Annotated in this window: 19 protein-coding genes; 6 read left to right on the plus strand and 13 right to left on the minus strand. The window is 59.2% G+C overall.

From position 1 onward, the window contains the following. Positions 1-71: 71 nt before the first annotated feature. The gene (locus AB7M29_RS16740) at positions 72-1,568 is read left to right on the plus strand and encodes a PAS domain S-box protein (RefSeq protein WP_454247334.1); all 1,497 of its coding nucleotides are present in this window, start codon (positions 72-74) and stop codon (positions 1,566-1,568) included. A 193-nt stretch (positions 1,569-1,761) separates the two neighbouring features. Beyond that, complete coding sequence (locus AB7M29_RS16745; protein ID WP_217854685.1) at positions 1,762-2,010, plus strand: DUF1652 domain-containing protein; 249 nt, start codon at positions 1,762-1,764, stop codon at positions 2,008-2,010. Between the two features lie 632 nt (positions 2,011-2,642). Here the strand turns inward: AB7M29_RS16745 and AB7M29_RS16750 are convergent. The 4 genes from AB7M29_RS16750 to AB7M29_RS16765 all read right to left on the minus strand — a co-directional run bounded on the left by AB7M29_RS16750 (position 2,643) and on the right by AB7M29_RS16765 (position 7,097). Then, a complete protein-coding gene (locus AB7M29_RS16750) occupies positions 2,643-3,758 on the minus strand; it encodes a Gfo/Idh/MocA family protein (protein WP_454247335.1) in 1,116 nt (371 codons plus the stop codon). A gap of 211 nt (positions 3,759-3,969) precedes the next feature. After that, a complete protein-coding gene (locus AB7M29_RS16755) occupies positions 3,970-4,737 on the minus strand; it encodes an SDR family oxidoreductase (protein ID WP_052964181.1) in 768 nt (255 codons plus the stop codon). Between the two features lie 38 nt (positions 4,738-4,775). Further along, positions 4,776-5,843: a phosphotransferase family protein gene (locus AB7M29_RS16760; RefSeq protein ID WP_123720455.1), complete on the minus strand. Its 1,068-nt coding sequence runs from the start codon at positions 5,841-5,843 to the stop codon at positions 4,776-4,778. 282 nt (positions 5,844-6,125) lie between these two features. Beyond that, positions 6,126-7,097, minus strand: coding sequence for a 2-hydroxyacid dehydrogenase (locus AB7M29_RS16765; RefSeq protein ID WP_217854687.1), 972 nt, complete (start codon positions 7,095-7,097; stop codon positions 6,126-6,128). A gap of 464 nt (positions 7,098-7,561) precedes the next feature. Between AB7M29_RS16765 and AB7M29_RS16770 the strand changes: the two genes are divergently transcribed. Beyond that, a complete protein-coding gene (locus AB7M29_RS16770; RefSeq protein WP_217854688.1) occupies positions 7,562-8,842 on the plus strand; it encodes a serine/threonine transporter in 1,281 nt (426 codons plus the stop codon). 229 nt (positions 8,843-9,071) lie between these two features. Here the strand turns inward: AB7M29_RS16770 and acnB are convergent, their stop codons facing one another. Next, on the minus strand, positions 9,072-11,672 hold the full coding sequence (acnB, locus tag AB7M29_RS16775; protein ID WP_032835413.1) for a bifunctional aconitate hydratase 2/2-methylisocitrate dehydratase: 2,601 nt from the start codon (positions 11,670-11,672) through the stop codon (positions 9,072-9,074). A 407-nt stretch (positions 11,673-12,079) separates the two neighbouring features. Here acnB and AB7M29_RS16780 point away from each other — a divergent pair, with 407 nt between their 5' ends. Then, positions 12,080-12,550 carry a DUF1289 domain-containing protein gene (locus AB7M29_RS16780; RefSeq protein WP_038984137.1) on the plus strand — a complete coding sequence of 157 codons (471 nt, stop codon included), beginning with the start codon at positions 12,080-12,082 and terminating at the stop codon, positions 12,548-12,550. 129 nt (positions 12,551-12,679) lie between these two features. On the opposite strand, the gene AB7M29_RS16785 is transcribed toward AB7M29_RS16780, so the two are convergent. Further along, entirely contained in the window at positions 12,680-13,543 is an 864-nt protein-coding gene (locus AB7M29_RS16785; RefSeq protein WP_038984136.1) for a universal stress protein, read from the minus strand. Positions 13,544-13,705: 162 nt separating this feature from the next. Here AB7M29_RS16785 and miaE point away from each other — a divergent pair, with 162 nt between their 5' ends. Further along, positions 13,706-14,314: a tRNA-(ms[2]io[6]A)-hydroxylase gene (gene miaE / locus AB7M29_RS16790; RefSeq protein WP_205889308.1), complete on the plus strand. Its 609-nt coding sequence runs from the start codon at positions 13,706-13,708 to the stop codon at positions 14,312-14,314. Here miaE and AB7M29_RS16795 read toward each other — a convergent pair. The 4 genes from AB7M29_RS16795 to AB7M29_RS16810 form a co-directional block, all read right to left on the minus strand. Beyond that, positions 14,311-14,799 carry a GFA family protein gene (locus AB7M29_RS16795; RefSeq protein WP_217854689.1) on the minus strand — a complete coding sequence of 163 codons (489 nt, stop codon included), beginning with the start codon at positions 14,797-14,799 and terminating at the stop codon, positions 14,311-14,313. The genes miaE and AB7M29_RS16795 overlap by 4 nt on opposite strands. A gap of 199 nt (positions 14,800-14,998) precedes the next feature. Then, entirely contained in the window at positions 14,999-15,616 is a 618-nt protein-coding gene (locus AB7M29_RS16800; protein WP_454247336.1) for a DNA-3-methyladenine glycosylase family protein, read from the minus strand. A gap of 74 nt (positions 15,617-15,690) precedes the next feature. After that, positions 15,691-16,503: an isocitrate lyase/PEP mutase family protein gene (locus tag AB7M29_RS16805; RefSeq protein WP_454247337.1), complete on the minus strand. Its 813-nt coding sequence runs from the start codon at positions 16,501-16,503 to the stop codon at positions 15,691-15,693. Between the two features lie 45 nt (positions 16,504-16,548). Next, complete coding sequence (locus tag AB7M29_RS16810) at positions 16,549-17,631, minus strand: bifunctional transcriptional activator/DNA repair enzyme AdaA (protein WP_454247338.1); 1,083 nt, start codon at positions 17,629-17,631, stop codon at positions 16,549-16,551. A 126-nt stretch (positions 17,632-17,757) separates the two neighbouring features. Here AB7M29_RS16810 and AB7M29_RS16815 point away from each other — a divergent pair, with 126 nt between their 5' ends. After that, on the plus strand, positions 17,758-18,171 hold the full coding sequence (locus AB7M29_RS16815; RefSeq protein WP_454247339.1) for a VOC family protein: 414 nt from the start codon (positions 17,758-17,760) through the stop codon (positions 18,169-18,171). Between the two features lie 3 nt (positions 18,172-18,174). On the opposite strand, the gene AB7M29_RS16820 is transcribed toward AB7M29_RS16815, so the two are convergent. The 3 genes from AB7M29_RS16820 to AB7M29_RS16830 all read right to left on the minus strand — a co-directional run bounded on the left by AB7M29_RS16820 (position 18,175) and on the right by AB7M29_RS16830 (position 19,888). Continuing rightward, entirely contained in the window at positions 18,175-18,795 is a 621-nt protein-coding gene (locus AB7M29_RS16820; protein ID WP_454247340.1) for a LysE family translocator, read from the minus strand. Between the two features lie 342 nt (positions 18,796-19,137). Further along, positions 19,138-19,428, minus strand: a complete 291-nt coding sequence (locus AB7M29_RS16825) for a hypothetical protein (protein ID WP_052964247.1) — start codon at positions 19,426-19,428, stop codon at positions 19,138-19,140. Positions 19,429-19,675: 247 nt separating this feature from the next. Continuing rightward, on the minus strand, positions 19,676-19,888 hold the full coding sequence (locus tag AB7M29_RS16830) for a DUF1059 domain-containing protein (RefSeq protein WP_008074349.1): 213 nt from the start codon (positions 19,886-19,888) through the stop codon (positions 19,676-19,678). Positions 19,889-19,911: the final 23 nt, after the last annotated feature.

Raw genomic sequence — 19,911 nt, forward strand, 5'->3', positions numbered from 1 at the left:
ATCAGAGCCACCAACGGTCGTAATCTTCACAGGGCAGCGCGTAACGGCGCCGCCGCAATCGTGGAGATCCAATGCGCCAGGACGTCCTGACCACCGAAACCAATCGCCGCCAGTTGCAGCAGATCATCGCCGGCCTGTCCGATGGGGTGATTCTGCTGGAACTCGACCAGACGATCCTCTGGGCCAATGACGCCGCGCTGACGATGCACGGCGTCAGTCGGATCGGTGAGCTGGGCGCCAACGCCAAGGAGTACGCGAAGCGGTTTGCCTTGCGCTATCGCAACAATCACCCGGTAGCGCCGGAGCATTATCCAATCAGCCGCGTGGCCCGCGGTGAGATGTTCAGTGATGTGCTGGTTGAACTGACACCAGTCGAAAACAACGAGCGCACCTGGGTTCACAGCGTGCGCAGCATGGTGCTGGCCGACGGCGCGGGCGAGCCGGAGTCGTTGGTGCTGATCATGAACGACGTCACCGAATGGGCCAGCGCCGAGCAGCGTTTCGAAAAGACCTTCAACGCCAACCCGGCCCCGGCGGTGATCTGTCGCCTCAGCGATTTGCGTTTCATCAAAGTCAATCAGGGCTTCCTGGAAATGACCGGCTATGCCCGTGATCAGGTGATCGGCGCTTCGACCTATGAGCTGGATGTGCTGGAGCGCGCTGAAAACAAGGACCTGGCCAAGCAGCGTTTGCGTGACGGGGCAACCATTCCGCAGATGCAGGCCGAACTGCAATTACCCGACGGTGGCAGCAAACAGGTGATCGTCGCCGGGCAACCGCTTGAGCTCAACGACGAAGCTTGCATGCTGTTTTCCTTCGTCGACATGGAGCTGCGGCACAAGGCCGAAATTGCCCTGCGCCAGAGTGAGGAACGGTTCGCCAAAGCCTTTCGCCTCACCCCGGTGCCGATCCTGGTGTGCAGCGCCGAGGATCAAGTGGTGATGGACGTCAACGAAGCCTTTCTCGATACCCTCGCATGCCCCAGTGAAGAGGTGCTCGGCAAGACTGTGGCGCAACTCGGTTTCATCGAGGAGGCGGGCACTCGCACGCGACTGTTTGCGGCCTTGGAGAAAACCGGGAGTGTGGATCGGGTCGATGTCAGGGTGCGCCGCAAGGATGCCGGGCTGATCGATTGCGCCGTCTCGGCGGACACCGTGAACATTCAGGACGGTACTTGTTACCTGCTGGTGTTGATGGACATCACGGAGCGCAAACGCACCGAGCTGGAGTTGGTGTCGGCGATTGAAGAGGTGATGAAAGATGCCTCCTGGTTCAGCCGCACGTTGATCGAAAAACTCGCCAACGTGAAGAACGTCAATTCGCCGCAATTGCCCAGTGTGTCATTTACCGAACTGACCGCCCGGGAGCGCGATGTGCTCGGCCTGATTTGTGAAGGCCTGGCCGACAAGGAAATCGCCGCGCGCCTGAAACTGGCGCCCAATACGGTGCGCAATCATGTTTCGACGGTGTATTCCAAGCTCGACGTGCACAGCCGCAGTGAGGCGATTGTATGGGCTCGTGAACGGGGTCTGTTCTCCAGCGAGAGGCGGCCCAAGGGGCAACGTTAAGATGCAAATGCACTAGGTAGGGTAGTGCAATTTCGTGTTTTGCTCAGGGACTGGTTTTTCTAGGCTGTGAGGGTGCGATACGTGGCTTTGAGCCGGTATCGCGGTCTCTTCGATGCAGCTAAAGGAACAGCCACATGAGTGCGAACAAATCAGGAATGCGGTCGATTTTTTGCCCTCGCCAAGGTGAATCGGGATGATTTACCTGGCGCAATTGCGTACACAACTAGAGCGGAATTTTTCGCCGTTGGCCTGTGAGTGTGCGCTCACGGGGGATAATTCGTTGACGGTGAAGCTTTATCACCCGGTGACGGGGCAGGTGGATCTGGTGGTCAGTGGGTTGAGCATGGCGATGCTCAGGACGCCAGAGGCAATGGCGGCGTTGATTGAAGAGTTGCGATATGAGCTTGAGAGTATTGGCTTGCATCGGTCCAGCGCTTTATAGGTGCTGGCTTTTCTCCCGCAGATGTACCCCGATCCATTGTGGGAGCGGGCTTGCTCGCGAAGACGACCTTATAGCCTATAAATTTCCCGCTGATGTACACCCTTCAAGTCTAAACATACAAGCGAGCCTGCTCGCGATGGCTATTTGTCAGGCAACCGGGATTTTCGGTGGTGTACATATCCATTTCTGCGGTAATGGCTGCTTATGGTTCCGCCCGCTGTTTTTCTGGCATTGGCGGGTGGCTGGGCTATAAGGAATGCGAGGTATTTCTTTTCTGTGACGGGGCCGCGGGTGTGCGGTGTGGTTTTTTTGTCGCGGAAAATGTCGATTACTTACCGCGGGTCAGCCTATGAACAGTCTTGGGATACGTATTTTTTCGCCACTGTCGCTCGTACTCTGCGCGGCGATTCTGGGTGGTTGCGCCAGTCCGCCGCCTCCACCACCCGCTGCGCCGCCACCGCCACCGGTTCGTACCTGTCAGACCTCCGAAAACACTGATGTGCAGGGTGATATGAGGGCTGAAGGGCAGGTGACGCGGACCACGACCCTGACCCGTTGCGTCACTCAGTAAGCAATGGTGTGGACCGCCAGTTGCCTTCTGCGCGACTGGCGGGTGTGGCCTGAGTGGCGGGTCAGACTTCCTCGATCCTGACCCACCGCGACTCTTGTGCCGCCAAACGAATTGCCGTCGCCAGGCGTTCGACTTCCCATGCCTGTTCGAAATCTGTCCCGTCCTGACCGAGGCCGGCCAGCGCCATCACCAACTCGTGCACTTCAAGGGTCTTGAGCTCGTTGTAACCCAGCTGATGCCCCGGCGCTGGGCTAAAGGCGGCATAACCCGGTAAATCCGGCCCGGCCAGCAGCCGTTGGAAACCGCCTTGCCCAGCGCGATACATCCGCAGTTCATTCAAGCGTTCCTGATCGAACGCCAGGGTGCCCCGGGTGCCGCTGATTTCAAAACTCAGGTGATTCTTGTAACCGTGTTTGAGCCAGCTGCTGCTGAACGTCCCGCGCGCGCCATTGGCGAACCGCAGCAACGCGTGGACCTGATCGTCGACCGCGACCTCGCGCCGTTCCTGACCGCCCAACGTAACGGGACGTTGCGCATGCACGGTCTGGGTATCCGCGCACACCGCCTCGACGTCGCCCAGCAGATGACGAGCCATGGCCAGCAAATGACTGCCCAGATCCGCCAAGGCACCGCCGGCGTAATCGGCATCACAGCGCCAGGACCAAGGTGAAACGGGGTTGGCCATGAAGTCTTCGCTGAATTCGCCCTGGAAACTGATGATCTGCCCCAGTGCGCCGCTTTGAATCAGATCGCGAGCCAGGCCGATGATCGGGTTGTGTTGATAGTTGTAACCGACCCGCGTCACCACGCCCGCAGCTTTTGCAGCCAGGCGCATGGCACTGGCCTGTTCGAGGTTAACGGCCAGCGGCTTCTCGCAGTACACCGGTTTGCCGGCGGTGAGGGCGGCCATGGCCATGGGGTAGTGCAGATGGTTGGGGGTGGTAATGGCGATCAGGTTGACCTTGGGGTCATTGATCAGCTGTTGCCAGTCGCTGTGAGCCGCATCGAAGCCCCAGGCGTCGGCGCAATGTCGGGCACGCTGCGGATCGGCGTCGGCGAGGGCGGCGAGCTTGAGCTTCAGCGGCAATTCAAAAACGGCGCTGACGTTGCGAAAGGCCAAGGCGTGGGCGCGGCCCATGAAACCTGTGCCGATGAGTCCGATACCGAGTTCGCGCATAGCCGAGGTCCTTTGGATTGTTATTTTCAGGAGGGCTATTTATGGAATAAATATTCTCAATATGCAAATAGTGGAATAAATATTCTTATGCTAGATCCGATACGGCTGCGATCTGATCGTTCCCACGCAGAGCGAGGGAACGATCAGTGGTGAGTACTGAAAACTAAAAAGGCAGCCATGAGGCTGCCTTCGGTTTATTCGCAGTACCAACTCAGGACAAAAAACCACCATCCACATTCAACGAAACCCCAGTCGTGTAGCTCGACGCATCACTCGCCAAGTACAACACCGCACCGGCCATTTCACTCGGGTCCGCCACACGCTTGAGCGGAATCTGCTGCAGCGCGGTTTGCAATATGGCGTCGTTCTTGACCAGCGCCGAAGCAAACTTGGTGTCGGTCAGACCCGGCAGCAGGGCGTTGCAACGAATGCCGAATTGCGCGCATTCCTTGGCAAAGACTTTGGTCATGTTGATCACCGCTGCCTTGGTCACCGAGTAGATGCCCTGGAAGATCCCCGGCGAGATGCCGTTGATCGAGGCGACGTTGATGATGCTGCCACCACCGTGTTCGCGCATCAGCTTGCCGGCTTCCACTGACATGAAGAAGTAGCCACGAATGTTCACGTCGACGGTTTTCTGGAAGGCACTGAGGTCGGTGTCCAGTACGTTGCAGAACTGCGGGTTGGTCGCGGCGTTGTTGACCAGAATATCCAGGCGCCCGAACTGTTCGCGAATGGCGGCGAAGACTTGGGTGATCTGCTCCATCTCACCAATGTGGCAGGCGATGGCGGTAGCCTTGCCGCCGGCGGCGATGATTGCGTCGGCGACGTGCTGGCAGCCATCGAGTTTGCGGCTCGAAACGATCACGTGGGCGCCTTGCTGCGCCAGCAGTTTGGCGATGGCTTCACCGATGCCACGGCTGGCGCCGGAGACGAAAGCGATCTTGCCGTCGAGGTCGAACAACTGAGTCTTGGACATGATTTTTCCTTGTTTTTGGGCCCGATCAGCGGCCGTGATCAGAGGCTGGATTTCGAGATGACTTGCAGGCTCATCTGCTCCAGCAGTTTGTTCATATGAATGAACTGCGCGAAGCGTTTGTCCTGAGTCTGACCATGGAAGAAGCGGTAGTAGATCTGCTGCACGATGCCGGCCAGACGGAACAGGCCGTAGGTGTAGTAGAAGTCGAAGTTGTCGATCTGGATGCCGGCACGCTCGGCGTAGTAATCAACGAACTCACGGCGGGTCAGCATGCCGGGAGCGTGGCTTGGCTGGCGGCGCATCAATTGCACCGGCGCCGGGTCGTCGGCTTCGATCCAGTAGGCGAGGGTGTTGCCCAGGTCCATCAGCGGGTCGCCGAGGGTGGTCAGTTCCCAATCCAGCACGCCGATGATCTGCATCGGGTTCTCGGGGTCGAGGATCACGTTGTCGAAGCGGTAATCGTTATGGACGATGCTCGACGTCGGGTGATCGGCCGGCATCTTGTCGTTGAGCCAGGCCTTCACCGCTTCCCACTTCGGCGCATCCGGGGTCAGGGCTTTTTCGTAGCGGTCGCTCCAGCCTTTGATTTGCCGTGCTACATAACCTTCGGGTTTGCCGAGGTCGCCCAGGCCATAGGCCTTGTAGTCGACCTGGTGCAGTTCCACGAATTTGTCGATGAAGCTTTTGCACAGGGCTTCGGTCTTCGCTGAATCAAGGCCCAGTTCCGGCGGCAGTTCGGAGCGCAGGATGATCCCCTTGACCCGTTCCATCACATAAAACTCGGCGCCGATTACTGACTCGTCGGTGCAGTGCACATAGGCTTTGGGGCAATAGGGAAAGCCGTCCCGCAGCTGATTGAGAATGCGGAATTCGCGGCCCATGTCGTGGGCGGACTTGGCCTTGTGACCGAACGGTGGTCGCCGCAGGACGAATTCCTGTTCGGGGTATTCCAGCAGGTAAGTCAGGTTCGACGCACCGCCCGGAAACTGGCTGATTTTCGGCAAGCCGCTAAGGCCTGGAATGTGCGCCTTAAGGTACGGATCGATCAGGCTGGCATCGAGTTCTTCGCCGGAGCGGATACGGGTGGACTGGTCAGTAAGCGCCATGCTTATCCCTTCTGCTTATTTTGGAGGCCAGACATCATTGGCTAATCTAATGGTGCGCCGGGGGCGCCACAAGCGCGGCACGGTCTTATAGGTTAGCGTGTTGCCGGATAATCAGCGTTCCTGATGCGCGAGCGCGGGCTCGGCGGACGAATGTCGGCCAGCATCGATATTGAATGTGCCGACGTCATCGCGAGCAGACTCGCTTGAGCGCGGAGATCCAAATGTGGGGGCAAGTCTGCTCGCGATGAGGCGATCTCATTCAATACTGCTATTGGGCGTCCTTCAGTGATTGAGTCGGGTGGCTGCCGTCGGCGGCGGTAAAGCAATCGGGGTCAGGACCGGTTGACCGGAAAAAAACGCCGTCAGGTTTTTGCCGACCAGTTCTACAGTGCCTTGGGTGGCCTCCGGGGACAATCCGGCGACATGCGGGGTCAGAATCACGTTGGCCAACCGCTTGAGAGCGTCCGGCACCTGGGGTTCGTTATCGAAGACATCCAGCGCGGCACCGGCGATCCGTCGCTGTTCCAGCGCGCTGATCAGATCTGCCGTGACGATCACACTGGCTCGCGCGATGTTGACGATAAATCCGTTGGGCCCCAAAGCGTCGAGTACCTGCCTGTTGATCAAGTGTTGGGTACCAAGCCCGCCGGGTGCGGCAATGATCAGAAAGTCCGAATGGCGTGCCAGTTCGGATGGGGTTGAGCAGAAGCTATAGGGAACGTCGCTGCGATGCTGGCGGTTGTGGTAACTCACGCTCATGTCGAAGCCGTTGGCGGCACGTTTGGCGATAGCGATGCCGACGGCCCCAAGGCCGAGGATGCCCAGGCGTTTGCCGGCCAGGGAAGGGCGCATGATTTTCGGCCACTCGCCCCGACGCACGGCAGCATCGGCCCGAGGAATATCCCGCACCAGTGCCAGCAGCAGCGCCATGGCGTGGTCGGCGACGGAAGAGGCATTGACGCCGGCCCCGTTGGTGACGGTGATGCCGCGGTCGGCGGCGGCTTGCAGGTCGACGTGCTCGTAGCCGGCGCCGATCACGCAGATGATTTTGAGATTGGGCAGGGCGGCAATTTCATTGGCGTGCAGGCCCAATGGGCCGCGCGTCAGCACCGCATCGATCTGACCGCCCTGTCGGGCAATGGCAGCGGCGCGCTCGGCCGGGGTCGGGGCCAGGATCAGATGAAACCCCTGATGTTCGAGAATCGGCAGGTATTCATTGATGGTTTCAACCAGTACCAGAACAGTTGCGGTCATGCTGGGCTCCTGCGGGCAGCGGAATGTTGGGGGCTCGAACGTCACTTCAGATTGCTGACTCCAGAGCGGTTTGGCAATGGCCAGGGGTTTTGACTCCCGGTGTCGGAGCTGGCGAAGCCTGCGATCCTTCTAATGACAACACTAGATCAGAGCGGGGCAGATGGTGGGAGTTTGTCCACGATCCGTAGGAGCGAGCGGTGCGGCGATCCGACTTGCTCGCGAAGAACGATAACGCGGTATTCCTGATGGACCGAGGCGACTGGTTCGCGGGCAAGCCTCGCTCTTACAGGAGAATGCAGGCGCCCGCTGCATCTGATCCGCATAACCATTCCTCAGCTAAGTCTTTGCTTCTGCTGATTAATCCCGGACAATCGCGCCCCTGTTTCGGCCAGGGCGCTGCCTGTCGGGTTTTCCGACTCGTCCTGACCGGGTGGCAAGTGACCGGAAAGCGGAGATCCGACCGGATGAATGATCAGGCCAATAGCGTCGACGAACGCTATGTAGCGGCAACACCAGCGAGCCTAGAAAGCTGGAATCGCCATGACACCACCTGGATGCTGGGCCTGTTTGGCACGGCAATCGGGGCCGGCACCCTGTTTTTGCCGATCAACGCGGGGCTGGGCGGCTTCTGGCCGCTGCTGATCCTGGCGGTGCTGGCGTTCCCCATGACGTTTTACGCACACCGTGGCCTGACCCGCTTTGTGTTGTCCGGCCGTGAAGGCGCCGACATCACCGAAGTGGTGGAAGAGCATTTCGGCATCAAGGCCGGCGCGTTGATCACGTTGCTGTATTTTTTTGCGATCTTCCCGATCCTGCTGATCTACAGCGTGGCCCTGACCAACACTGTGGGCAGTTTCCTCGAACATCAACTGCACATCATGCCGCCACCGCGCGCTGTGCTGTCGTTCGTATTGATCCTCGGCCTGCTGGCGGTAGTGCGTTGCGGTGAGCAGGTGATCGTCAAGGCCATGAGCCTGATGGTGTATCCGTTCATCGTCGCGCTGCTGTTCCTGGCGGTGTTCCTGGTGCCGCACTGGAATGGCGGCATTCTCAGCACCGCGACTACGCTGCCTGAGCCGTCGGCGCTGCTGCACACCCTGTGGCTGGCGATTCCGGTGATGGTGTTCTCGTTCAACCACTCGCCGATCATCTCGGCGTTCGCCGTGGACCAGAAGCGTCGCTACGGCGCGCATGCCGAAGAGCGCAGCTCGCAGATCCTGTCCCGCGCCCACATCCTGATGGTGGTGATGGTGCTGTTCTTCGTCTTCAGCTGCGTGCTGACCCTGTCGCCGGCGCAACTGGCCCAAGCCAAGGCGCAGAACCTGTCGATCCTGTCGTACCTGGCCAACCACTTCAGCAACCCGACCATCGCCTTCGCGGCGCCGTTGATTGCCTTCGTAGCCATTTCCAAGTCGTTCCTGGGCCACTACATCGGCGCCAGCGAAGGCTTGAAGGGCCTGATCGTCAAGAGCGGCAAACGCCCGGCACCGAAGACGCTGGACCGCATGACCGCGGCGTTCATGCTGGTGGTCTGCTGGATCGTTGCCACGCTGAACCCGAGCATTCTCGGCATGATCGAAACCCTCGGTGGCCCGATCATCGCCGCGATCCTATTCCTGATGCCGATGTACGCGATTCGCAAGGTTCCGGCCATGGCGCGCTTTCGTGGTCAAGCCTCTAACGTCTTCGTGACGGCGGTGGGCCTGGTGGCGATTTCGGCGTTGATCTACTCCCTGACTGCCTGAGGATAGATCTTCCAGACACGCTGAATACCCTGTGGGAGCGGGCTTGCTCGCGAATGCGGCCTTACAGTCAACGAAGATGTTGAATGGGATGGCCTCTTCGCGAGCAAGCCCGCTCCCACATTTGTTTTGTGTGATTCATGCAAATCCCTGTAGGACCGGTGTTTGGGGGCAGGCATAAAAAAACGCCGCTCATCTCACGATGGGCGGCGTTTTTTATGGCGTTGTAACGTTAGGCTTGAACGACCGGGATGTTGGCGTTCGCAGCAGCTTCACGGAACTCGGCGATCTGGTCGAAGGACAGGTAGCGGTAAACGTCGGCCGCCATGCTGTCGATCTTGCCAGCGTATTCCATGTACTCCTCGACGGTCGGCAGGCGACCCAGGATGGACGCAACGGACGCCAGCTCGGCCGAAGCCAGGTAGACGTTCGCGCCGTCACCCAGACGGTTCGGGAAGTTACGGGTCGACGTCGACACCACAGTCGAGTTCGGCTCTACACGTGCCTGGTTACCCATGCACAGCGAGCAGCCTGGCATTTCCATGCGTGCGCCAGCCTTGCCGTAGATGCCGTAGTAGCCTTCTTCGGTCAGCTGGTGAGCGTCCATTTTGGTCGGCGGCGACAGCCACAGACGGGTTGGCAGCTGACCTTTGACCTGTTCCAGCAACTTGCCGGCAGCGCGGAAGTGACCGATGTTGGTCATGCACGAACCGATGAACACTTCGTCGATCTTCTCGCCAGCAACGCTGGACAGCAGACGGGCGTCGTCCGGATCGTTTGGCGCGCAGAGCACAGGCTCTTTGATGTCGGCCAGGTCGATTTCGATGACTTCAGCGTATTCGGCGTCAGCATCGGCAACCATCAACTCAGGGTTGGCGATCCAGGCTTCCATCGCTTGAGCACGACGTTCCAGGGTCCGCACATCACCGTAGCCTTCACCGATCATCCAGCGCAGCAGGGTGATGTTCGATTGCAGGTATTCGGTGATCGACTCTTTCGACAGCTTGATGGTGCAACCGGCAGCCGAACGTTCGGCCGAGGCGTCGGACAGCTCGAAAGCCTGTTCGATGCTCAGGTTGTCCAGGCCTTCGATTTCCAGGATGCGGCCGGAGAAGGCGTTCTTCTTGCCTTTCTTCTCGACGGTCAGCAAGCCAGCCTGAATCGCGAAGTAAGGAATGGCGTGAACCAGGTCACGCAGGGTGACGCCCGGTTGCATCTCGCCTTTGAAACGCACCAGGATCGATTCCGGCATGTCCAGCGGCATCACGCCAGTGGCAGCGGCGAATGCGACCAGACCGGAACCGGCCGGGAACGAAATGCCCATCGGGAAACGGGTGTGGGAGTCACCACCGGTGCCGACGGTGTCCGGCAGCAGCATGCGGTTCAGCCAGCTGTGGATGATGCCGTCGCCCGGACGCAGGGAAACGCCGCCGCGGGTCATGATGAAGTCAGGCAGGGTGTGGTGGGTAGTCACGTCGATCGGCTTTGGATAAGCCGCGGTGTGGCAGAACGACTGCATCACCAGATCAGCGGAGAAGCCCAGGCACGCCAGGTCTTTCAGTTCGTCACGGGTCATTGGACCGGTGGTGTCCTGGGAGCCGACGGTGGTCATCTTCGGTTCGCAGTAGGTGCCTGGACGCACACCGGCTACGCCGCACGCCTTGCCGACCATTTTCTGCGCCAGGGTGAAGCCCTTGGTGCTTTCGATCGGGGCATCCGGTTTCTTGAACAGGTCGAACGCTGGCAGACCCAGTTCGGCGCGAGCCTTATCGGTCAGGCCACGGCCGATGATCAGCGGAATACGACCGCCGGCACGGACTTCGTCCAACAGCACAGGGGTCTTCATTTCGAAGGTGGTGATGACTTCGTCGGTACCGTGCTTGCAGACTTTGCCAGCGTGCGGGTACAGGTCGATCACGTCGCCCATGTTGATGTTGGTCACATCAAATTCGATTGGCAGTGCGCCGGCATCTTCCATGGTGTTGTAGAAGATCGGAGCGATCTTGCTGCCGAAGCAGAAGCCGCCAGCACGCTTGTTCGGGACGAAAGGAACGTCGTCACCGAAGAACCACAGCACCGAGTTGGTGGCCGATTTACGCGACGAACCGGTACCGACCACGTCACCGACGTAGGCGATCGGGAAGCCGCTGTTGCGCATTTCTTCGATCTGCTTCATCGGACCGATGGAGCCTTGCACGTCCGGCACGATGCCGTCGCGAGCCATTTTCAGCATGGCCAGGGCGTGCAGCGGGATGTCCGGGCGGGACCAGGCATCAGGAGCAGGGGACAGGTCGTCGGTGTTGGTTTCGCCAGTCACCTTGAACACGCGCAGGCTGATCTTGTCGGCCAGTACAGGGCGGTTCTTGAACCACTCGCCGTCGGCCCAGGATTGCAGAACGCCTTTGGCGTGAACGTTGCCGTTCTTGGCGCGTTCAGCGACGTCGTGGAAGGCGTCGAACATCAGCAGGGTGTGCTTGAGTTCTTCGGCGGCCACTGGTGCCAGTTCGGCGTCGTCCAGCAGATTGACCAGCGTCACGATGTTGTAGCCGCCCTGCATGGTGCCGAGCAGTTCAACAGCGCGCTTCTTGTCGATCAGAGGGGATTTGGCTTCGCCTTTGGCAAGGGCAGAGAGGAAACCGGCCTTTACATAGGCCGCTTCGTCCACTCCAGGTGGAACGCGATTGGTGATCAGGTCAACGAGGAAGGCTTCTTCGCCAGCCGGGGGATTCTTCAGCAGCTCGACCAGGCCTGCAGTTTGTTCGGCGTTAAGCGGCTGGGGAACGATACCCAGTGCTGCACGCTCTTCGATATGTTTGCGGTAGGCTTCAAGCACAGTTATTACCCTCATCAGTGGTCCCAAATGGGTGTCCGGGACGCTCATCCCGAAATTGCCGTACTCATGCGCTGCGTGGCGTTGTGGGCCGCTTAGCCAGAATTACCGGCAATTCCTTACAGAAGCTGCTTTCAAAGTTTTACGCCTGCAGAACGGGGAGCTGATGAGGGTTGGCGTCAGGTTTTTCACCGCTGAAAAACCCTTCGCCAACACCGCTCTGAAGGAACGACTGTGCTCGTGACGCTTTGAAAACAGCTTCTAACGGACATTGGCGCCTTAAAAGGCTGGCTGATTCTACGGCAAAAAAAAAATTTAGGTAAGTTAGGCCCTGAACTTTGAGGGGTGATGAATGTTAGACAAAGGGCTAACATGCCGACCTGTTCTGCTTTCCCGTGTTTTGCCTACCTATGCCCAATCAGACCATCAAGACCCCCTGCATCGGCCTCTGCTCCACTGTTTACGGTGATCTGGTGTGCCGTGGCTGCAAGCGTTTCCACCATGAAGTGATTCACTGGAACGGTTACAACGAGGAAGAAAAGCGCGCGGTATGGCTGCGTCTTGAGCAACTGCTGTCGCAGGTGATGGCCAGCAAGATAGAGATTTTCGATCCTGCGTTGCTGCGACTGCAGCTGGAACAGCGCAAGATCCGCTTTGTGCCGCATCAGTCGGAGTATTGCTGGGCATACCAGTTGATCGCCCGGGGGGCGCGGGTCATCAACAATCTGGAAGCCTACGGGATGGTGCTGCTGCCGGAATTCCGCGACTGGAACCTGCCGGAACTGCGCGATGCCATTGATCGGGAATTTTTCCTGCTGTCTGAGGCGCATTACCAGCGCTACATTGCGCCGGGGTTTCTCAAGGATGCCTTTGGCGGTTAAATCTTAAAAGCTTCGCGAGCAAGCCCGCTCCCACATTGGATCTGTGTCGTTCACAAATTTCATGACCAATGGAGATCCCATGTGGGAGCGGGCTTGCTCGCGAAGGCTATTTATCTGACGCCGAAAATCTCAATGCTGGGTCACGATCTCCTCCAGATGATCCATGACCGTATCCGGCTTGAGCACCAGCACATCGCTTTCCAGCGTATCCAGCACCGCTTCCGCCGTATTACCGATCAATGCCCCGGACAACCCGGTCCGCGCCACGGTGCCGATCACCGTCACCGATGCTCCCAATTTATGAGCCATATACGGAATCAACACATCCGCCGGACCTTCCTCGATGTGCAGATGGTCATCATCAATGTCGAACTCGGCCTGGAACGCCTTGCACTGCTCGCGGTAACTGGCCTCGATGGTTTCTTTTAGCTGAAATGTAGGGTCGGCCGCCGACAGCATCGGCGATGGGTGAGCGCTGATCACGTGTAAATGAGCTTTGGCCAGGCTGGAGATGTCGTAGCCATGATCAATGATGCTGGCGTGCAAGGTGCGGTGTTCGCCGTCGATGTTGCCGACATCGATGGCCGCCAGGATCACGCCGCCGGTCCAGGGTTTGGCGGTTTTCACCAGCAGCACCGGAGTAGGGCAGTAGCGCAGCAGTTTCCAGTCCGCGGGGGTCAGCAGGGCTTTTTTCAGCGGGCTGTCAGCGAAATGCTGCTTGATCACCAGCCCGCAGCCTTCGGCTTGCTGCACATCGACAATGGTTTCGTGCAGGCTGTCGTTCCACGCCTGTTCAGTGGTGACGCTATAACCGTCCTCCAGAAGGGCCGCCTTGAGCACACCCAGCATGCCAGCGTGGTCATGCTTTTTATCGCAGACCAACAGGTGCAAATGGGCCTGGGTCACGCCAGCGATCAGTTTGGCCCGTTTGAGCGCCAGGCTTTCCGAGTGCTCGGGTTCGATGACCACCAGAATGCTGCGAATGGCTTGCATGATCGGAATCTCCCTGGAAGGTAAAAAACACTGCGTTGGACAACTATAGTTGCTGGTCGGCATTCGGCGACTTGATGCATATCAACGGTTGGCGGCTGGTGGTCTGTCGGCAGGCCGGTATAATCGGCGCCCTTCGTTCTGTACCTTTTATCCGTGAGCCCCATGATCCTTCCCGAAATTCACGAATTCCTTGGCTGCCGCACGCCCGATGGCTGGGTCCAGGCCGCGCTGGCCGATCAGGAAACCCTACTGATCGACCACAAAAACTGCGAATTCAAAGCGGCCAGCACGGCGTTGAGCCTGATTGCCAAATACCACTCCCACGTTGATCTGATCAACCTGATGTCGCGTCTGGCCCGGGAAGAACTGGTGCACCACGAGCAGGTCATGCGCCTGATGAAAAAGCGCAAGATCGGGCTGCGTCAGCTGTCCGCCGGGCGTTACGCCTCGGGCCTGCGCAAAGTGGTGCGCAGCCACGAACCGGTGAAGCTGGTAGACACGCTGGTGGTCGGCGCCTTCATCGAAGCCCGCAGCTGCGAGCGTTTCGAGGCGTTGGTGCCGCATCTGGATGAAGAACTGGGCAAGTTCTACTTCGGTCTGCTGAAAAGTGAGGCGCGGCATTTCCAGGGTTACCTGAAACTGGCCTATCAGTACGGTGACGCCAAGGACATCGCCCAGGTGATCGACAAGGTTCGTGACGCCGAGCAGGCGTTGATCGAGTCGCCAGATGTGGAGTTTCGCTTTCACAGTGGTGTGCCGGTAGCGGCCTAACGGCTCAAACCCAGGCGCTCATGCCACTGGGCGATGGACTCTTCGGGCCACACATCGCACTGTCGATCAGCGGGCTGCGTCTGGACTTCCACCCATGGTGCTTTCGAACCGAGCATCACGTGCGTGTACTCGGGTGGCACCGGCAGCGCCGTGTCGATGGCCGAGGCAAACGGATGAATCAACTCCGGCCATTCAGGACTGAACACCCATAATCCCGAGCCGCAAAGGGAACAGAAATGCCGCTCGGCAGTGCTGCGGTGGGCGCGTTTGTCACCTTCCTCCTTGAGCCGCGCATGGTAAATCGAGATGTGCTTGCGACCGCGCACCTTGAGGCTGGCGGCATCGCCAGCGATGTTGATCGCATAACCGCCACCGCCCTGGGTCTTGAGACAGATCGAGCAATAGCAGCGTTGATAAGGGTAGGGGTGGGCGCTGGTCAGGCTGAACGACACTGCGCCGCAATGGCAGGAGCCTTCGAGCTGCATGGGAACCTCCGACGGGTCTTGGGATGGCTCAAGACAGCCTAGACCGTCAGGGTTTCCGGGCAGTTGAATTTGTGCTGGATGTGCGGGCCTCTTCGCGAGCAAGCCCGCTCCCACACTTGATCGTTGTCGTACACAAAATCTGTGTTCACTGAAGATCTAATGTGGGAGCGGGCTTGCTCGCGAAGAACGATAACGCGGTCTACCGGTTGGGCACCCGCCACAAGTACCACGCCGCCACCGTTCGATACGGGCTCCACGTTAGCCCGATTTCAATCATCTGCTTACGAGTCGGCTGTACCTCCAACCCCTTCAGCCGCCGATAGCCCTCGCGCACGCCAAAGTCATCGGCCGGTAAAATGTCCGGCCGCTCCAGGCTGTAGATCAGCAGCATTTCAACCGTCCAGCGCCCGACTCCGCGCAAGGTCACCAAGCGCTCGATCAACGCTTCATCGGCCATGGACAGGGCCGTAGCGTAATCCGGCACCACGCCGTCCAGAGCCGCTTGAGCGATGCCCTGAATAGTCGTGATCTTGCTGGCGGAAAACCCGCACCCGCGCATCTGCTCGAAGTCTGTCGCCAGAATCTGCTCAGGTCTTGGGAAGGTGTTTGAAGGAAACAGCGCCAGCAGCCGGCCGACAATCGCATCGCCGGCCTTGGCATGCAGTTGTTGATAGGCAATCGCCCGCACCAACGACTCATAAGGATCGCGAGCCGCATGGGGCTGATGCAGGCAGGGGCCGATGGCGCTGATGTGGCGTTGCCAGTCGGCATCGAGGGCTGAGAGAAATTCGCTGGCCAGTTGATAGGTGTCGGGCATGGAGCATCCTGAAGTGCGGGGGACTGCGGGAAGATTAGTCGTCGCCCCGTAGCGCCGCACTCCATTGCTTGCGGTCAAACTTTGCCGGTGGGGGCCAGCAGGGCGTTCACTTGGCCATACGTGAAGGCCTTGAGGTCGCAGCTATCGAGTTTTCCGGTTTCCAGAAAGCTTTTGGCTACCGACGCCATGGCGCCGTAGAGGAACTCGGCGATGCTCGAGCCGGCGCTCAAACGGCGCACTCCGAGGGCTTGTAGTTCTTCCGGCGAAGGCAAACCCGCGAAACCTAGCACGTTTACCGGCAGCGTCGTGCCACGGCACAGCGCTTCGATCTCATACGCCGCCGTGACGCCCGCCGCGAACAGTCCGTCGGCACCGGCGGCCTGATACAACGCGGCACGCTTGAGTGTCTCTGCGACGCGATCTTCGGCCGGCACCAAGCCCTTGAGATACACGTCGGTGCGAGCGTTGATAAACAGCTTTACGTCCCGGCGATTGCCGACCTGACGAGCGATTTCGATCTTGCGCGCCAGCAGTTCGGGCGGCGAAGCACCGTCTTCGATGTTGATCCCCACGGCACCGGCAGCGATGACGGCGTCGATCACTTCTGCGACCCGACCCAGGTCATCGGAATAACCGGCCTCAATGTCCACGGTCAACGGCATCGTGATGACTCGGGCAATGGATTCGACGGTGGAAACGAGACGTTCAAGCGGCAAGGTGTTGCCATCCGGGTAGCCGTGAACCCAAGCCACCGCCGCGCTGCTGGTGGCGACGGCCTTGCTGCCCAGCTGTTCCACCAATCGCGCCCCGGTGGCATCGGCGACGTTGGTCAGAATCAGCAGGCCGCTTTGGTGCAGTTGGTGGAATTGGTTGTCGAGTGTGTCCATCGAGTGTCCTTCCTTATGACTTTCTGAAAAGAAACGGTGGAGTGATCAGAACGCGAGTTGTTGGGTGATTTGCACCGCGGCGCTTTCCAGCCTGAGCAGAAACGCCTTGCGCGGCTGTCCTCCACCATAGCCGGTCAACGAGCCGTCTGCACCGATCACCCGGTGACAGGGCAGGATAATCGCCAAGCGGTTTTGTCCGTTGGCCAGACCCACGGCGCGACTGGCGCCGGGCTTGCCCAGTTGCGCGGCGATGGCGCCATAAGTAGTGGTCTGGCCGTACGGGATCTTCATCAGTTCGGCCCATACCTGCCGGGCGAAAGCGCTGCCGGGCAGGTGCAGCGGCACGTTGAATTCGCTCCGTTTGCCGGCGAAGTATTGCGCCAGTTCTTCTTCGATCTGCTGCAAATGCCCGTTGTGCCCGGGGGCCACGGCGTAGCCATAACGGTTCTGCAGTTCTTCGATTTCCTTGGTCAATGCCGGTCGATCGAGAAACTCCAGCAGCACTAGCCCACGCTCTTCGGCCATGGCGATCATCGGCCCCAGCGGCGTGGTCAGTCGCGTGAACAGTAGTGGCTCGCTGTGGGCGGCGCGGCCGGGAGTGATGTGGAACGACTTTTGAAACGCATCGCGAAAACCGCTCAGGGATTCGTAGCCGGAGTCGAACGCGGCGTTGTCGATGGATTCGCCCTGTTTGATGCCACCGAGGGCGATGCCCAGGCGCCGGCTGCGCAGCCAGGCGTGAAAGGTCATGCCGAAATGCTGCTTGAACCAGCGACGCAGTTTCAACGGCTCGATGCCCTCGGCGAGCAACTGGGCATCGGTCCAGCGCAGGTCGGGGTCGGCGTCCACGGATTTGAGCAGTCGCTGCACCCAGTCCGGCGCGATGGCCGCGGCATCCAGCGGCTTGCAACGCAGGCAGGCCCGATAACCCGCCGACATCGCCTCATCGGCATGGGCGAAGAACTCGACGTTTTCCGGCTTCGGTTTGCGCGCCGTACAGCCGGGGCGGCAGAAAATGCCAGTGGTTTTCACCGCAGTAAAGAACACCCCCTCGTAGGCGGTGTCGCGTTCGAGCATGGCGCGAACCATCTCGGCGTGGGGCGGAAGCACAGCGTTTTGTAGGTTCATGGGCTGAGCATATGCCGCGTCGCCCGGCGCCTCCACCGGAAAATCGACAGTGAATTTTTGTCGCCCTGAGCTACAGTCATCGGGTCACCGATAATCCTGTAAACAATATTTTCAGGAATCTTCCTAATGCAACCGTTCACGATCAAACACATCGATCACATCGTCCTGCGCGTCAAGGATCTCGAACGAAGCATCACGTTTTACGGCGAGGTATTCGGCGCCGAACTGGTCAAGCGCCGCGACGATCTGGGCCTGGTGCATTTGCGTGCGGGCACCTCGATGATCGACCTCGTCGACATCCACGGTGAGCTCGGCCGCAAGGGCGGTGCTGCCGCTGGCAACGAACGGCGCAACGTCGATCACTTCTGCCTGCGCATTGAACCGTTCGACGAGGAAGCGCTGGTCAGTCACTTGCAGTCCTTCGGCCTGACACCCGAGAAAGCCGCCGTGCGTTTCGGCGCCGAAGGTCACGGGCTGTCGATTTATTGCTTCGATCCGGACGGCAATCAGGTCGAACTGAAAGGGCCGTCCCAAGGCTAAAGATCAGGCCCGTTTCGCCATCAACAGCACCGAAGCCGCTGCCGACAACAATCCCGCGCAGCAACGGTTGAATATCCGCTTACCCCGTGGTTCGGCGAACCAGCGGCGCATGTGCAGGCCCATGTAAGCGTAGGCGCTGATGGCGATCCATTCCAGCATCAAGAACAACGCGCCGAGCACGACGAATTGCGCGGCAATCGGTCGAGTCGGGTCGACGAATTGCGGCAGGAATGCGGTGAACAGCAAAATGGCCTTGGGATTGCCCGCTGCTACAAGAAACTCCTGCCGCGCCAGAGCGACAATTCCAATTAGCGCGCCGGTCACAACTTGCTCGGCCTCGGGGTTGGCGCGCCACAGTTGCCAGGCCAGGTACAACAAGTAAGCAGCGCCGACGATCTTGATCGCATAGAACAGCCATTCCGAGGTTTGCAGCACCACCGACAACCCGGCGGCGGCCAGGGCGATCATCCCGGCAAACGCCAGCAAGCGACCGACGCCAGCCACGCAGGCGCGACGATAGCCATAACGGGTAGCGTTGCTGACCGACAGCAGATTGTTCGGGCCGGGGGCCATGTTCAGGGCGAAGCAGGCCGGGAGAAACAGGGTGAGAGTGGCGAGGTCCATGACGACGGCTCCAGTATCGAGAGCCGTATTTTTATCATGAGCGACGAGTGGGCCGGCCCATACAGCGGTGAGCGCAAATCGCCGTACACTTGCGTTGGCTTGATTAGCGCTAATGCCAGTCAGTTAGCGCAGTCCATGTGGGAGCGGGCTTGCTCGCGAAAGCGGTGTGTCAGGCAACATTAATGTTGGTAGATACTCCCTCTTCGCGAGCAAGCCCACTCCCACAGGGATCTCCTTCGTGATTCAGGTTGAGAGAAAAACAGGGGACAGACCACGATTGCCCGGCATTCGCCTTAAATCGCGGTCTGTCCCTTCTAACGTAAGATCAACTGGAAAGGCACGCTATTTGATCTGCACAATCACCGGACCTTCCGTCACGATCGGCGGGTTCGCGTGGATATTCGAGGCATTTTTCTGAATCCAGTCGCGCGCGACTTTCAAGCTCGCATCGCTGCCGGCCTTGTCCGTGCAAACAGTCACCGCCGTACCGCCATCACCCGTATTCAGCAGTGTGTAACTTACGAGGCCCGGCACTGTCCGCAGGGTAGCTTCGACGTCGGCCTTGCGCTGTTCTAAAAGATCGAACAGCTGCTTTGCTCCAGCACCCAAGTAGGTTCTTATAACCGCATACATGGTCGTCTCCTTTAGGAGTTACCGTCTTGACGCCAATACTGATCCGCTAATGGCCGCTATCACTCAGGTTTCAGTTCGTCCCGATTTAATCAGCTTAGCCAAACGCCCGGCGGCGAGCGAAATGTAACGACCACCGGCCACTTTTGGCCGAGAGCGAATCTGGAAACAAGGGACAGATCACGATTGCTCGGCATATGCCTGAAATCGTGTCTGTCCCTTTTTATGTTCCCGCAGGAGGATCTCCTTATCAAGCGGGACGTGGTGCTTCAACAGGCGGGGTGCCGTCGTGAAACATTGTCTTCAGTTGAGCACGCAGTTCCGGTGAGTCGGTGTGCTTGTGAACGCTGACCGCATGCTGTGCGGCGGCCTCGAGCAGTTCGTTTTCAGAGTCCGCGGACAGCGCGACCGAGCATTTGGAATCGCTTGGAAACTCGCGGCAATCGATGTATTTACGCGCCATGATCTTTTCCTCCCTACGATGAA

Source organism: Pseudomonas sp. F-14 TE3623, from assembly GCF_053629015.1.

Bases quoted from the DNA above. Each gene is read 5' to 3' on its own strand.
- AB7M29_RS16740 (WP_454247334.1), top strand. From the start codon at position 72: ATGCGCCAGGACGTCCTGACCACCGAAACCAATCGCCGCCAGTTGCAG.
- AB7M29_RS16745 (WP_217854685.1), top strand. From the start codon at position 1,762: ATGATTTACCTGGCGCAATTGCGTACACAACTAGAGCGGAATTTTTCG.
- AB7M29_RS16750 (WP_454247335.1), bottom strand. From the start codon at position 3,758: ATGCGCGAACTCGGTATCGGACTCATCGGCACAGGTTTCATGGGCCGC.
- AB7M29_RS16755 (WP_052964181.1), bottom strand. From the start codon at position 4,737: ATGTCCAAGACTCAGTTGTTCGACCTCGACGGCAAGATCGCTTTCGTC.
- AB7M29_RS16760 (WP_123720455.1), bottom strand. From the start codon at position 5,843: ATGGCGCTTACTGACCAGTCCACCCGTATCCGCTCCGGCGAAGAACTC.
- AB7M29_RS16765 (WP_217854687.1), bottom strand. From the start codon at position 7,097: ATGACCGCAACTGTTCTGGTACTGGTTGAAACCATCAATGAATACCTG.
- AB7M29_RS16770 (WP_217854688.1), top strand. From the start codon at position 7,562: ATGAATGATCAGGCCAATAGCGTCGACGAACGCTATGTAGCGGCAACA.
- AB7M29_RS16780 (WP_038984137.1), top strand. From the start codon at position 12,080: ATGCCCAATCAGACCATCAAGACCCCCTGCATCGGCCTCTGCTCCACT.
- AB7M29_RS16785 (WP_038984136.1), bottom strand. From the start codon at position 13,543: ATGCAAGCCATTCGCAGCATTCTGGTGGTCATCGAACCCGAGCACTCG.
- miaE (WP_205889308.1), top strand. From the start codon at position 13,706: ATGATCCTTCCCGAAATTCACGAATTCCTTGGCTGCCGCACGCCCGAT.
- AB7M29_RS16795 (WP_217854689.1), bottom strand. From the start codon at position 14,799: ATGCAGCTCGAAGGCTCCTGCCATTGCGGCGCAGTGTCGTTCAGCCTG.
- AB7M29_RS16800 (WP_454247336.1), bottom strand. From the start codon at position 15,616: ATGCCCGACACCTATCAACTGGCCAGCGAATTTCTCTCAGCCCTCGAT.
- AB7M29_RS16805 (WP_454247337.1), bottom strand. From the start codon at position 16,503: ATGGACACACTCGACAACCAATTCCACCAACTGCACCAAAGCGGCCTG.
- AB7M29_RS16810 (WP_454247338.1), bottom strand. From the start codon at position 17,631: ATGAACCTACAAAACGCTGTGCTTCCGCCCCACGCCGAGATGGTTCGC.
- AB7M29_RS16815 (WP_454247339.1), top strand. From the start codon at position 17,758: ATGCAACCGTTCACGATCAAACACATCGATCACATCGTCCTGCGCGTC.
- AB7M29_RS16820 (WP_454247340.1), bottom strand. From the start codon at position 18,795: ATGGACCTCGCCACTCTCACCCTGTTTCTCCCGGCCTGCTTCGCCCTG.
- AB7M29_RS16825 (WP_052964247.1), bottom strand. From the start codon at position 19,428: ATGTATGCGGTTATAAGAACCTACTTGGGTGCTGGAGCAAAGCAGCTG.
- AB7M29_RS16830 (WP_008074349.1), bottom strand. From the start codon at position 19,888: ATGGCGCGTAAATACATCGATTGCCGCGAGTTTCCAAGCGATTCCAAA.